The organism is Oceanobacillus sp. FSL H7-0719 (genome assembly GCF_045040795.1).
In the GTDB taxonomy this organism is placed as follows: domain Bacteria; phylum Bacillota; class Bacilli; order Bacillales; family Amphibacillaceae; genus Oceanobacillus.
In genome coordinates this window covers 1461449-1475926 of sequence record NZ_CP150301.1, presented here as the reverse complement: position 1 = coordinate 1475926, position 14478 = coordinate 1461449, and the positions used below count along the sequence as shown (strand labels likewise).

Below are 14478 nucleotides of genomic sequence, written 5' to 3'. Positions count from 1 at the left end.
TATGATAGTTTTTGATGGTTTTTATATGAATTTATTGAATCTTAGATAGTAATTAGTTGTAAAATAATTCACCTATGTTATAATTAAAACGTGAGAGGGACGGAATTCGTCTAGTATGGACCCTAACTGTCCAGCCATAAGGAGCACATTATGAAATCTATCGTTAATCTACAAAAGAAACTCGTGCCAGATTTACTTGATGTAATGAATGAGCGTTACTCAATCCTTCAAAGTGTAAGTCTTATGCAGCCGATTGGCAGAAGAGCCCTTGCTGAGAATGTCAATTTAACAGAGCGCCAAGTGCGTGGTGAAATTGATTTTCTGCAGAATCAAGGACTAATTGAAGTTACGAGTAAAGGGATGTATGCAACGCAAGAAGGACAACATGCGCTAGAAAATCTTGCTGACTTTATAAGTGAACTCCGTGGATTAAATGTTTTAGAAGAACAGTTAATGGCAAAACTTACACTAGATCAAGTAATTATTGTTCCTGGGAACAGTGATGAAAATGATTGGGTTAAACAAGAGATGGGTAAAGCCTGTGTTAGTTATTTAAAAACAATTATCTCATCCAATGATACGATTGCTGTTACTGGAGGAACTTCAATTGCAGCTGTGGCAGATGTAATGATGCCGCTTAATAAGGAAGGGGATTATTTATTTGTCCCTGCACGTGGTGCCCTTGGTGAAAAGGTAGAGAACCAAGCGACAAGAATCGTTGAGACAATGGCTCAAAAAGCACGTGGAAATTATAGCTTGCTTTATGTCCCGGATCCTTTAAGTGAAGCTGCATATCAAAGCTTGATGGAAGAACCGTCCATTCATGATATTGTCTCGAAAATTAAACAGGCAAATATTGTGCTTCATGGTGTAGGTGATGCAATGGCAATGGCCAACCGCAGAAAAACATCTGATGTCGTCATTAAAAAGCTGGAAGAAAAGCAGGCAATAAGCGAGGCTTTTGGTTATTATTTTAACCAAAAAGGGAATGTTGTTCATAAGGTGAGAACAGTTGGCATCCATCTTGAAGATCTTGCATCAATCGAGCATGTAGTAACGATTGCAGGTGGAAAAACAAAAGCAAGAGCGATTGCCTCGTATTTTAAAACGGGCAAAAGTGACTTACTTATAACCGATGAAGCCTGTGCAGAAGAGATTTTGAAAGGGTAAATCCTTTTTAAATAAATTTATTAATTATTTTCAAATAGGAGGAAGATGAAATGACAGTAAAAGTTGGTATTAACGGCTTTGGAAGAATAGGTAGAATTGTTTTACGCGATGCTTTAGGTAAAGAAGGTATTGAAGTAGTTGCAGTAAACGACCTGACAGATGCTAACATGCTTGCACATCTTTTAAAATATGATTCAATTCACGGTGTGATGAAAGAAGAGATTACAGTAGAAGGCTCTAGTATCATGATTGATGATAAAGAAATTAAAGTTTTATCAGAAAGAGATCCAGCTAACCTGCCTTGGGGCGAACTAGGTGTAGATATTGTTATTGAGTCTACTGGTATCTTCACAAAACGTGATGCAGCTCAGAAGCATATTGATGCAGGTGCTAAGAAAGTTATTATTTCTGCTCCAGCAACTGACGAAGATTTAACTGTTGTAATGGGAGTTAACGAAGACAAATATGATGCTGCAAACCATCATGTTATTTCAAATGCTTCTTGTACTACTAACTGTCTAGCTCCATTTGCAAAAGTACTGCATGACACATTTGGCATTAAACGTGGAATGATGACAACTATTCACTCTTATACAAACGATCAGCAAATCCTTGATTTACCTCATAAGGATTACCGTCGTGCACGTGCAGCAGCACAAAATATCATTCCTACAACAACAGGGGCTGCAAAAGCAGTAGGTAAAGTACTGCCTGAATTAAACGGTAAATTGAATGGTATGGCTGTTCGTGTACCAACAGCAGACGGTTCTTTAGTTGACCTTGTAGCTGAACTTGATAAAAACGTAACAGAAGAGGAAGTAAATAACGCATTAAGAGAAGCAGCAGAAGGACCACTAAAAGGCGTTCTTGAATATACGGAAGCACCAATTGTTTCTTCAGACATTATTGGAAACCGTCATTCTTCAATCGTTGATGGATTATCAACAATGGTACTTGAAGGGAACCAAGTGAAAGTAATTTCTTGGTATGATAATGAATACGGCTATGCTTCACGCTGTGTAGATTTAGCTCTATTCATGGATGAAAAAGGACTATAAAAATAATCCCAATACTAATTATTTTTTAGAAAGCGGAGGAGGACAAAAAACCTCCACCGCTTTTTATTTACATAATAACTGTGAGCATTTGAACTTCCTTTTCAACTGGGGTCTACAGTCGAAGTGGAACCTGGATGTTGGAACATCAGCCATTAGAGAAAGTAACGTGTGAAAGGGCTGTGGGGCAGGGTGCTAATATTGCACTTGCTTATTTGTTGAACAACAAAGGAGATTCGACTAAAAGTTATCGTAATTACAAGCGTTTGATTTCTGGCTGGTATATAATGATTAATGAAATGCCTTATAAGGGTAAACTGAATAATGTGCAACTTATTGTACTTACAATATGGGAGGGTATGCAGATGAATAAAAAAACACTAAAAGACATTGACGTAAAGGGAAAGAAAGTATTTTGCCGTGTCGATTTCAATGTACCTATGAAGGACGGCAAAGTAACAGATGACACCCGAATTAAAGCAGCAATCCCGACAATAAACTATTTAGTTGAAAATGGAGCAAAAGTTATTCTAGCAAGCCATTTAGGCCGGCCAAAAGGAAAAGTTGTAGAAGAGCTTCGTCTGGACCCTGTTTCAGAGCGTTTAAGTAACTTACTTGAAAAGGAAATCCTAAAAACAGATGCTGTCTACGGCGAAGAAGTGGATCAAGCTATTTCTCAGCTCAAGGCTGGTGATATTCTTTTAATTGAAAATGTCCGCTTTGAAGCTGGAGAAGAAAAGAATGATCCAGAGTTATCTGCTCAATTTGCAGCGATGGCTGATGTTTATGTAAATGATGCATTTGGAGCGGCACATCGTGCACATGCTTCAACAACAGGTGTAGCAGAGAAGCTACCAGCTGCAGCAGGATTCTTATTAGAAAAAGAAATTGAAGTGCTTGGACAAGCATTAGAAAATCCTAAAAGACCATTTACCGCAATCATAGGCGGCGCGAAGGTTAAAGATAAAATTAATGTAATTGATAACCTCTTAGATAAAGTAGATAACTTGATTATTGGTGGCGGGTTAGCTTATACATTCATTAAAGCGCAAGGCTATGAGGTTGGAAAGTCTTTATTAGAAGAAGATAAGATTGAACTTGCAAAAGAATTTATTGAAAAGGCAAAAGAAAAAGGTGTTAACTTCCTTATGCCAGTAGACACAGTAGTTGCAAATGAATTTTCAGAGACAGCAGATACGAAAATTGTCTCAGCAACTGAAATTCCCGCAGATTGGGAAGGTTTGGATATCGGACCAGAGACACGTGCATTATATAGAAGTGTTATTTTAGAATCCGAGTTAATACTTTGGAATGGTCCAATGGGAGTATTTGAACTGAATCCATTTGCAGGCGGAACGAGAGAGGTTGCAGAAGCTTTAGGAGATTCACAAGGTTATTCCATTATTGGTGGTGGTGATTCTGCTGCTGCTGTAGAAAAGTTTGGCTTAGCAGCTGAAATGGATCATATCTCAACAGGCGGAGGCGCGTCACTTGAGTTTATGGAAGGGAAAGTACTTCCTGGTGTAGCGGCTTTAAATAATAAATAATTAATTAATATGGAGGGTGGAAATATGCGTAAAGTAGTAATTGCAGGTAATTGGAAAATGAATAAAGTATTTGAGGAGTCAAAGCAATTTGCTGAAGAAGCAGCGGGCAAACTTTCACAATCAGATAAAGTGGATGCAGTAATTTGTGCTCCATTTCCTTACTTGTCAGCTTTAGTTGAACAAGCAAAAGGAACAGCATTAAAAATAGCAGCGCAAAATATGCATTTTGAGGATAGTGGTGCATATACTGGCGAGGTTAGCCCTGTAATGCTAAAAGATATTGGCGTCAGCCATGTCGTTATTGGTCATTCAGAGCGAAGAGAATATTTTGCAGAAACGAACGAAACGGTAAATAAGAAAGCAATTGCTGCACATCAGCATGGACTAGTGCCAATTATCTGTGTTGGTGAAACGCTGGAGCAAAGAGAAGCAAATGAAACAGTTGCTCACGTAAAAGAGCAAGTTACAAAAGGGCTGGCTGACTTAACTGAAGAACAAATAGCTGTAACTATAATTGCATATGAACCAATTTGGGCAATTGGGACAGGGAAAACAGCTTCAAGTGAAGAGGCAAATGAAGTATGTCATGCTATTCGCCAAGTCGTTAAAGAGCTAACAAATGAAGCGACAGCAGAGAAAGTTGTCATTCAATATGGTGGAAGTGTAAAACCAGCAAACATTGATGAATTACTTGCACAATCAGATATTGACGGAGCATTAGTCGGTGGTGCCAGTCTTGAAGCAGATTCCTTCCTTCAGCTTGTGGAGGCAGGTACAAAATGAGTCAAGACAAATTAGCAGCATTAATCATCCTTGATGGCTTTGCAATCAGAGATGAAGTGAAAGGCAATGCAGTTAAACAAGCGAAAACACCGAACTTTGATCGTTACTGGGAAGCGTATCCACATAATCAGTTAATTGCAAGTGGTGAAGCTGTTGGCCTGCCAGAAGGTCAAATGGGAAACTCTGAGGTTGGTCACTTAAATATCGGTGCAGGTCGTGTTGTGTACCAGAGCTTAACGAGAGTGAACCTGTCTATTCGTGAAGGTAACTTTTATCAAATTAAAGCTTTCCTGGAGTCCATTCATAAAGCAAAAACGAATAATAAGGCATTGCATTTATTTGGTCTTTTATCTGATGGAGGGGTTCACAGTCATATTAATCACTTATTTGCTTTGCTTGAGTTAGCCAAAGAAAATGAATTGGAAAATGTTTATGTCCATGGCTTCCTTGATGGACGAGACGTTGGCCCGCAAACTGCTGGAGACTATATTCGACAAACAGAAGAGAAAATGAAGGAACTTGGTGTAGGTAAGTTTGCGACGATTTCTGGACGTTATTATTCGATGGACCGTGACCGCCGCTGGGAAAGAGTGAAGAAATCCTACGAGGCAATGACGCATGGGAAAGGACCAAAATATAAACATGCAATCGATGTTATTTATGATTCCTATGAAAAAGGTGTTTTTGACGAATTTGTCATACCTTCTGTTATCGTCGATGAGCAGGACGAGCCTGTAGGATTGATTGAAGATAATGATTCAATTATTTTCTATAATTTCCGTCCTGACCGGGCAATACAAATATCACAAACATTTGTTGATGCTGACTTCCGTGATTTTGACCGTGGAGAAAATGTGCCTGCAGACCTTGATTTTGTAACATTTACTAATTATAGTGATGATATCAATGGTTTTGTTGCTTTTGAGCCTAACAATTTAACAAATACAATTGGTGAGGTTCTTTCAAAGAATGGTCTGAATCAGCTGCGTATTGCCGAGACAGAGAAGTATCCGCATGTGACATACTTTATGAGCGGCGGAAAAAAGGAAGAATTTCCGGGTGAAAAAAGAATTCTTATTAATTCACCTAAAGTAGCCACTTATGATTTGAAGCCCGAAATGAGTGCCTATGAAGTAACAGAAGCATTGCTTCAGGAGCTTGAAAACGGAAACCAGCAGGCTATCATTCTTAATTTCGCGAACCCTGATATGGTGGGACATTCTGGTATGCTCGGGCCGACGATTAAAGCAATTGAAGCGGTCGATGAATGTCTTGGGAAAATTGTCGACAAAATTACTGAATTAGGCGGGACAGCAATCATTACTGCAGACCATGGGAATTCAGATGAAGTAGTTACGCTTGAAGATGAGCCAATGACTGCACATACGACAAATCCAGTACCAGTTATCGTTACAAAAGAAGATTGCGAGCTGCGTGATGGCGGTAAACTCGCTGATCTATCACCGACCATGCTGGATCTTTTAGATATTGAAAAACCAGTAGAAATGACTGGAGAATCTTTAATCAAAAAATAATTTAAATAAAGTGTGTGTTTAAAAGACAGGATAAAGACCAAGTTCGACTAATACAGGAACTGCCTGTTGCATCGCCGACACAAGCATAATCTGTGCGTCGAACTTCGGAGTGTCTTTTTATCGGATCTTTTGAACAGCCTAAATAAAAAGGAGAGATTATAAATGCCTTACATTACAGACGTTTATGCAAGAGAAGTATTAGATTCACGTGGAAATCCAACAGTTGAGGTAGAAATTACTACAGAGTCAGGCGGATTTGGTTCAGCGTTAGTGCCAAGTGGTGCCTCTACAGGTGAATATGAAGCAGTAGAGCTGCGCGATGGTGATAAATCACGTTACCTAGGAAAAGGTGTACAAAAAGCAGTTAATAATGTTAATGAAATTATTGCTCCAGAACTAATTGGACTTGATGTTACAAGACAAAATATCATTGATGCTTTATTAATCGACTTAGATGGCACAGAAAATAAAGCTAAATTAGGTGCAAACGCAATCCTTGGTGTATCAATGGCTGCTGCACATGCTGCATCCAGCTACTTGGATATTCCTTTATATAATTACTTAGGCGGGTTCAATGCTAAAACACTTCCAACACCAATGATGAACATTTTAAATGGCGGAGAGCATGCAGACAATAACGTAGATATTCAAGAGTTCATGATTATGCCAGTGGCAGCTCCGACATTTAAGGAAGCCCTACGTACAGGAGCGGAAATTTTCCATTCCTTGAAAAAGGTTTTATCTGAAAAAGGTTTAAATACTGCTGTAGGTGATGAAGGTGGATTTGCACCAAACCTTGCATCAAACGAAGAAGCATTACAGACAATTATGGAAGCAATCGAAGCTGCTGGCTATAAACCAGGTGAAGAAATTAAGCTGGCAATGGACGTGGCAGCATCTGAAATCTATGATGATGGCAAGTACAATCTAAAAGGCGAAGGTGTTGTACGTACGTCAGCAGAAATGGTAGACTGGTATGAAGAAATGATTAATAAATATCCAATTGTTTCAATTGAAGATGGTTTGGATGAAAATGACTGGGAAGGCTTTAAGCTTCTGACAGATCGTATTGGTGACCGAGTGCAATTAGTTGGTGACGATTTGTTTGTTACAAATACAGCTAAACTGTCTCAAGGAATTGAGCAGGGTGTAGGAAACTCTATCCTGATCAAAGTTAACCAGATTGGTACTCTTACTGAAACATTTGAAGCAATTGAAATGGCAAAACGCGCTGGCTATACTGCAGTAATCTCACATCGTTCAGGTGAAACGGAGGATGCAACAATTGCAGACATAGCAGTTGCAACAAATGCTGGACAAATTAAAACGGGTGCTCCGTCACGTACAGACCGTGTAGCGAAGTACAACCAGTTATTACGTATTGAAGATGAATTAGCTGGCATGGGTGAATATGCAGGCGACAGAGCATTTTATAATTTAAATAAATAAGCAGAAGAAAACAATATCCCAGGCAGGAATAATTATTCGGCCTGGGATATTTATGTTAGAGGATTGTATTTGAGTGAGCAGGATTGGTCGGCTATACTTAGTGTTATAGGAAAAAAATGGAGCAGTTGAAACGAGGGCTTACAGATGGATATTTTACAAACAATTAAATCGCGCCGATCAACATTAGCTTTTAAAAAAGATGAAATTGCACTAGATGTATTGAAAGAAATATTTGCCTATGGTTCCTATGCACCTACACATTATATGTCAGAAGCTTGGAGAATTAAGCTTTACCAAGGGGAAGGGAAAAATGATTTAGTCGGGGCGATTATTAAAAGCTACCAGCGAACGGGGATGCTGAAAAGCGATGACTCACCAGCAACATTACGGTCAATTGAATCGATTGCAAGCTTTCTATTAAGGATTCCGCATCATGCACTGATTTATTTTGAAAAGAAAGCAGACCCCATTCGAAATGAGGAAGAGTATTCTTCCATCGCTGCTTTCATTCAGAACTGTCAGCTCGCAGCATGGGAATATAATATAGGAATGCTTTGGACGATTACACCCTATATGCACGATGAAGCGTTTATAGAGGAAGTAGGTTTAGACAACGAAAAGCACAAGATATCTGCGGTCCTGCAAATCGGTTATCCAGAAAAAGTGACGAGACTAAAAGAAAGAACCCCTGTTGATCGTTATTTGGAAATAATTGATAAACAAAACACAAAAATCTGATTCGATTTTTGTGTTTTGTTTAAACTGTAGTTGTAAGTATACCGTGAACCGTATCGCGGCTGTTGTGCATTCAGGTTCCTGAGAAGCTGGCATAACACACTTATCTCTAACTGAAGAAACAACACTCAATGAATAGCGCGGATTGCGGGTTATTTATGTTTGCTGGCAGCCAGCTGTTTAACTATCCATTGCTCCACGTCTTCAAAAACTTCGGCTTTATTTATTTCATGCAGTAATTCATGTCTAGCTCCAGCATAAAGCTGAACAGCAATGTTTTCGATTTCAGCATCATGGTAGGCTTTAGCTGAATGGAATACACCTTTTCCATAATTACCGACAGGATCCTTATCACCACTAAGAAAAAGAATGGGTAAATCTTTGCGAAGACGAATATTTTTAGTTTTATCCTGCATTGTGATAATGCCAGTTAATAAGTCAACAAAAAATTGTGCAGTAGGTATAAAACCTGAAAATGGATCTTTTATATATTCATCAACTACTTCATGATCGCGAGTCAACCAATCAAAAGTTGTCCGCGGGTTCTGTATCACTTTATTATTACGGCCAAACACAAGATTGTTCATTATTTTCGATTTTATTTGAGGTGGGAGAAGAGATGCCATGCTTCTGCCTAAATAACTGGTGACGCTTGGAAAGAAACCCGTGCCAGATAAAATGACGCCAGCTGCAGCATTAGAATATTTCTGCAAATAATTTCTTGTAATGAATGAGCCCATACTATGTCCAAAAATAAAAATTGGCAGGCTGGGATGCTCTTTTTGTATATGTTTTGTCAAAAGATGCATATCCTCAACAATGAATTGAAAGCCTTTTTCTTTTGCAAAATAACCGAGTTTTCCTTGTTTATCACCTGTTTGCCCGTGTCCCCGATGATCTTCACCGTAAACGATAAAGCCACATTCGTTCAGGAATGCAGCAAATTCATGATAGCGGTGAATATGTTCTGCCATGCCATGAGAAATTTGCACAACTGCTTTTGGTTCGGTGATTGTTTTTCCCCAGTGTTTCACATAAAGTGCACAGTTATCTTCCGTCGTTAACCAAGTGAATTCACTCATCTCGTTATGCCTCCCATAGCTTTGTATATAAACTATCATAGCTGATTTATAACGCATTTCCAATTTATTCTTCAAGAACATATGTAAACAGCTGAATAAAATGAGAATTATCTTGCTATGTAAAATATAAGTATGATAAAGTATAGTATAGTTAGTGTCGTCACAGGAGGTGTCATTTGGAACATGTTAATGGCAGTCAATATTTTATTAGTAATTGATGCAATCATCTTGATTATTTTTGTTTTATTACAGTCAGGGAAAAGTGCTGGACTTTCTGGAGCGGTTTCCGGGGGTGCTGAACAACTGTTTGGAAAACAAAAAGCGCGTGGAATTGATCTGATTTTGCATCGTGGTACAGTAGTGACAGGTATATTGTTTTTCCTATTAGCTTTTCTAAGTGCATATGTTTTACAATAAAAATCAGCCCTTATCACGATTGTGGTAAGGGCTTTTTTCCAGATATGGTAGTTTAGAAATTTTAAAATTAGAATGAAGGAGCAAGATAGCATGAAAATTATACAGCCAAAGCCATTTACATTTGAAGCAGGACCACGGGCTGTGTTATTGTTACATGGTTTTACCGGACATTCTGCAGATGTTAGAATGCTTGGACGTTTTTTAGAGAAAAAGGGATATACGACTCATGCGCCGATTTATCGTGGACATGGACTGCCACCGGAAGAGTTGATTAAGTCCAATCCTGAACAGTGGTGGGAAGATGTGAAAGAAGCACTGGAGCATTTGAAAGAGCTTGGCTACGAAGAAGTTGCAGTGGCTGGACTTTCACTTGGTGGTGTACTCGGATTAAAACTCGCATACAGCACACAAATAAAAGGAGTTATTCCAATGTGCGCCCCCATGTTCTTCGATAATAAGACACAGCTATATCAAGGATTTCAAAGTTTTTCAAAAGAGTATAAACAGTTGGAAAGCAAAGATGATCAAACAATTGAAAAAGAAGTACAAGAACTTATGGATAACTCGGAAAATGTATTCAATGAGTTACGTCAGACCATTAAAGAGGTAAAGGATAATATTGATACAATTTATACTCCGACCTTTGTTGTCCAAGCTGGGTTGGATCAAATGATTAATCCAGAAAGTGCAACTTATATTTATGAGCATGTTGAAACAGATATGAAAGAGATAAAGTGGTATGAAGACTCAGCACATGTAATTACATTAGACAGGCAAAAAGATGAGTTACATGAGGATATATATCAATTTTTAGAGAAATTGGACTGGAAAGCATGATTATAAATCTTGGAAAGGGTAAATAATATAGAGAAAGAGGGTGAGCGTATGAAAGAAAAGCTGCTGCAATTTTTTAAAGAGATAGAGCAGAAGCCATTAAGTGTAGATGAAATTGAAGAACAGCTCGCGATAGAGGATGCAGAAGAATTTAAAGAGCTTATCAAAACGTTAAATCAGCTCGAAGAAACAGGAGAGCTTGTTCGAACAAGAAAAAACCGCTATGGACTGCCGGAAAAGATGAATCTTGTTCTTGGCAAAGTCCAAATGCATAAAAAAGGCTTTGCCTTCCTGATCCCTGATGAGGAGGCTCAAAGTGATGTATATATTAATCCTTCTGACTTAGCTTCAGCAATGAACGGTGATAAGGTGCTCGTCAGACTGGAAAAACACTCCTATGATGGTGGACGTCCAGAAGGTGTGGTTGTGAGGATACTTGAACGGGCGGTAACCGAAATTGTTGGGACGTATGATGATAATCGTAATTTTGGGTTTGTTATAGCAGATGATAAACGAATTCCACATGATATTTTTATTCCTAAAAATAAAGCAAATGGTGCGGTAGATGGTCATAAGGTACTTGCGAGGATAACAAAGTATCCTGAAGGTACAAGCAGTGCTGAAGCAGAAATAACCCAGATATTAGGTCATAAAAATGATCCAGGGATAGATATCTTATCCATCATTTATAAATATGGAATTACAATTGATTTTCCTGATGAAGTATTGGAGCAGGCTGGGAATACAGCGGATACTATTGCGCCAGAGGAGCTCGAAGGCAGGGTCGATCGCCGTGATGAGATTATCGTAACAATTGATGGAGCAGATGCGAAGGACTTAGATGATGCAGTATCTGTTAAAAAATTAGAAAACGGCAATTATCAGCTTGGCGTTTATATTGCAGATGTAAGTTATTATGCTGAAGAAGGCTCTCCAATTGACAGAGAAGCGTATGAAAGAGGTACAAGTGTTTATTTGGTGGATCGAGTGATTCCAATGATACCACATCGCCTTTCGAATGGAATTTGTTCCTTAAATCCGCAAGTCGATCGTTTGACGATTGGTTGTGAAATGGAAATTACTTCTAGCGGTGAAGTAGTTAAACATGAAATTTTCCCAAGTGTAATTAATACGACGGAAAGAATGACATATACAGATGTAAATAAAATATTAGTCGATAAAGACGAGGCATTACGTGGAAAGTATGAATCGCTCGTGCCAATGTTTGAACAAATGGAGAAACTTGCAGCCATCTTGCGTGGAAAACGCCAGGGCCGTGGAGCAATTGATTTTGATTTTAAAGAAGCACAGGTGCTTGTTGATGAGGAAGGTAAAGCTTTTGATGTTGTGCTGCGTGAAAGATCAGTAGGCGAACGATTAATCGAGGAATTTATGCTTGCCGCAAATGAAACGATTGCTGAGCATTTCCATTGGCTGGAATTGCCATTTATTCACCGTATTCATGAAGAACCAAATGAAGGGAAATTAGAAAGCTTTTTCGAATTTCTAGCGGGGCTTGGCATTTCCGTAAAAGGAACAGCTAATGAAATTCATCCACAGGCATTACAAAAGGTTATTGAAGACATCAAGGATGAGCCAGAAGAAATGATTGTTTCCAAACTGATGCTTCGCTCGATGAAACAAGCGAAGTATGATCCTGAAAGTGTTGGCCATTTTGGATTAGCAACACAATTTTACACACACTTTACTTCACCAATCCGAAGATACCCGGATCTAATCGTTCACCGTTTGATCCGTACCTATCTATTTAATAAGGATATGGACAAGACAACGGTTAAACATTGGAAGGAAAATCTTCCTGAGATTGCGAGACATACCTCAGAAATGGAAAGACGTGCCGTTGATGCAGAACGGGAAACAGATGACTTAAAGAAAGCAGAATACATGAAGGATAAGCTTGGAGAAGAGTACATGGGTGTGATTAGCTCGGTCACTAACTTTGGATTATTCGTGGAGCTTGAAAATACAGTCGAAGGACTTGTTCATGTAAGTTATCTTGTTGATGATTATTATCACTTTAATGACAGAGCACATGCATTAATCGGTGAACGGACAGCTAAGATATACCGTGTTGGTGATGAGGTTAAGGTAAAAGTCATCAATGTTAACCTTGATGAACGTGCAGTTGATTTTGAATTACTTGAGTCGACCTCAAAGAGTAAACGTGAACCGATTAAACGGGAAATTCCTGCAAAAAGGAAGAAGAAAGCTAATGGTAAAGAAAGACCAAAAGCAAAAGGGAAGAAGCAGAAGCGAGGAAAAAGGAAATAAAGAATGGACAGTGAGCGGAAATTGCTCACTGTTTTTGTCTATTTTAATAGGATATTAAAAAGAAAATATTTAGAGTTGTGTATGGGAAAAACAATTTGTTGACCGCTAAGTTCATTTTCCTATATACTGTTTCTATATTTAGTGGGATATTGAGGGACAGAATTTATGTCCTAAATCGAGGTGTCGTTATGGATAATGTCGTTCTAGCTTTATTATTAACATTATTTGCCGGGCTTGCTACTGGAATAGGAAGCTTGCTGGCGTTTTTTACTAAAACTACAAATACGAAATTTCTTTCATTTGCACTTGGTCTATCAGCTGGTGTAATGATTTATGTATCGATGATTGAAATCTTCTTTAAGGCGAAAGATGCTTTGGTATCTTCGATGGGAGAAACAGAAGGATATTGGGCAACAATCATTGCTTTCTTTGCAGGGATGCTTATTATTGGATTAATTGATAAGTTTATACCGAAGCACTCGAATCCGCATGAGGTAAAAAATGTTGAAGATATGGAGAAACCTGGCAAAGCGATTAAAGATCCGGAATTAATGAAAATGGGTGTATTTACTGCACTGGCAATTGCAATTCATAATTTTCCTGAAGGTATTGCAACTTTTGTTTCAACGCTCCAGGATCCTTCAATAGGTATTGCAATCGCAGCAGCTGTAGCAATTCATAATATCCCTGAGGGAATTGCTGTTTCTGTTCCAATCTACTATGCAGCTGGCGATAAAAAGAAAGCATTTAAGCTGTCATTCTTATCTGGTTTGGCTGAGCCTGTTGGTGCAATCATTGCATTTCTTGTTTTAATGCCTTTCTTAAGTGACTTTGTTTTTGGGATAATATTTGCAATGGTCGCAGGAATTATGGTGTTTATTTCTTTAGATGAACTGCTTCCAGCAGCAAAAAAATATGATGAAACACATTTATCAATTTATGGTGTGATTGCAGGAATGGCAATTATGGCTATCAGTCTGATTTTATTGCCGCAATAGTATTCTGTTTGGCTTCATAGCCAGAGTTTGGTAAAATAGAATTCTATGCAAGCTTGAGGAGGTGCATCTATGCCAAAAGGACATGGAAAAGCAATAGCAGAAAATAAAAAGGCGCGACATGATTATTTTATCGAAGAAACGTATGAAGCAGGCATTGTTCTTCAAGGTACCGAGATTAAATCGCTCAGGCTGGGCAGAGTGAATATTAAGGATGCCCATGCCAGAATCGACCGTAAAGGAGAAATCAACCTTGTTAATCTGCATATAGCAGAATATGAACAGGGAAATAGATACAATCATGATCCAACCAGATCACGCAAGCTCTTGCTGCATCGCAAAGAGATCGACAAGCTCATTGGACTCACACAGCAGCAAGGTTACACTTTAGTGCCATTAAAGATTTATATTAAAAATGGCTACGCTAAAGTTCTGATTGGTTTAGGTAAAGGGAAGAAGAAATTTGATAAGCGTGAGGATCTGAAAAAACAACAAATGAAACGTGATGCAGATCGAGCTATAAAGGAATATAATCACTAAGTCCATGTAAATTATTCCTGCACTTTAAATTTACTCAGGTTTAT

Annotated in this window: 13 protein-coding genes; 12 read left to right on the top strand and 1 reads right to left on the bottom strand. The window is 38.5% G+C overall.

The annotated features are described in order from the left end of the window. Positions 1-150: 150 nt before the first annotated feature. The 7 genes from NST93_RS07855 to NST93_RS07825 all read left to right on the top strand — a co-directional run bounded on the left by NST93_RS07855 (position 151) and on the right by NST93_RS07825 (position 8277). Positions 151-1170 (top strand): sugar-binding transcriptional regulator, encoded by a 1020-nt coding sequence (locus NST93_RS07855; protein ID WP_405102873.1) that lies wholly within the window; start codon positions 151-153, stop codon positions 1168-1170. A 50-nt stretch (positions 1171-1220) separates the two neighbouring features. Beyond that, the gene (gap, locus tag NST93_RS07850) at positions 1221-2228 is read left to right on the top strand and encodes a type I glyceraldehyde-3-phosphate dehydrogenase (RefSeq protein WP_405102871.1); all 1008 of its coding nucleotides are present in this window, start codon (positions 1221-1223) and stop codon (positions 2226-2228) included. A 362-nt stretch (positions 2229-2590) separates the two neighbouring features. Further along, positions 2591-3772, top strand: a complete 1182-nt coding sequence (locus NST93_RS07845; RefSeq protein ID WP_405102869.1) for a phosphoglycerate kinase — start codon at positions 2591-2593, stop codon at positions 3770-3772. A 24-nt stretch (positions 3773-3796) separates the two neighbouring features. Continuing rightward, positions 3797-4555: a triose-phosphate isomerase gene (tpiA, locus tag NST93_RS07840; RefSeq protein WP_405102867.1), complete on the top strand. Its 759-nt coding sequence runs from the start codon at positions 3797-3799 to the stop codon at positions 4553-4555. Further along, on the top strand, positions 4552-6090 hold the full coding sequence (gene gpmI, locus NST93_RS07835) for a 2,3-bisphosphoglycerate-independent phosphoglycerate mutase (RefSeq protein ID WP_405102865.1): 1539 nt from the start codon (positions 4552-4554) through the stop codon (positions 6088-6090). Before tpiA ends, gpmI begins: the two co-directional genes overlap by 4 nt. A gap of 162 nt (positions 6091-6252) precedes the next feature. Then, positions 6253-7539 (top strand): phosphopyruvate hydratase, encoded by a 1287-nt coding sequence (gene eno / locus NST93_RS07830; RefSeq protein WP_405102863.1) that lies wholly within the window; start codon positions 6253-6255, stop codon positions 7537-7539. A 144-nt stretch (positions 7540-7683) separates the two neighbouring features. Next, positions 7684-8277 carry a nitroreductase family protein gene (locus tag NST93_RS07825; RefSeq protein WP_405102861.1) on the top strand — a complete coding sequence of 198 codons (594 nt, stop codon included), beginning with the start codon at positions 7684-7686 and terminating at the stop codon, positions 8275-8277. Between the two features lie 149 nt (positions 8278-8426). On the opposite strand, the gene NST93_RS07820 is transcribed toward NST93_RS07825, so the two are convergent. Beyond that, entirely contained in the window at positions 8427-9356 is a 930-nt protein-coding gene (locus NST93_RS07820; protein ID WP_405102859.1) for an alpha/beta hydrolase, read from the bottom strand. Between the two features lie 183 nt (positions 9357-9539). On the opposite strand from NST93_RS07820, the gene secG reads away from it, so the two are divergent. The 5 genes from secG (at position 9540) to smpB (ending at position 14434) form a co-directional block, all read left to right on the top strand. Further along, positions 9540-9773: a preprotein translocase subunit SecG gene (secG, locus tag NST93_RS07815; RefSeq protein ID WP_405102857.1), complete on the top strand. Its 234-nt coding sequence runs from the start codon at positions 9540-9542 to the stop codon at positions 9771-9773. A gap of 90 nt (positions 9774-9863) precedes the next feature. Continuing rightward, positions 9864-10610 (top strand): alpha/beta hydrolase, encoded by a 747-nt coding sequence (locus tag NST93_RS07810; protein ID WP_405102855.1) that lies wholly within the window; start codon positions 9864-9866, stop codon positions 10608-10610. Positions 10611-10658: 48 nt separating this feature from the next. Continuing rightward, positions 10659-12899: a ribonuclease R gene (gene rnr, locus NST93_RS07805; RefSeq protein WP_405102853.1), complete on the top strand. Its 2241-nt coding sequence runs from the start codon at positions 10659-10661 to the stop codon at positions 12897-12899. A 188-nt stretch (positions 12900-13087) separates the two neighbouring features. Next, positions 13088-13897 carry a zinc transporter ZupT gene (gene zupT / locus NST93_RS07800; RefSeq protein WP_405102851.1) on the top strand — a complete coding sequence of 270 codons (810 nt, stop codon included), beginning with the start codon at positions 13088-13090 and terminating at the stop codon, positions 13895-13897. Positions 13898-13966: 69 nt separating this feature from the next. Then, the gene (gene smpB / locus NST93_RS07795; RefSeq protein WP_405102849.1) at positions 13967-14434 is read left to right on the top strand and encodes an SsrA-binding protein SmpB; all 468 of its coding nucleotides are present in this window, start codon (positions 13967-13969) and stop codon (positions 14432-14434) included. Positions 14435-14478 lie beyond the last annotated feature (44 nt).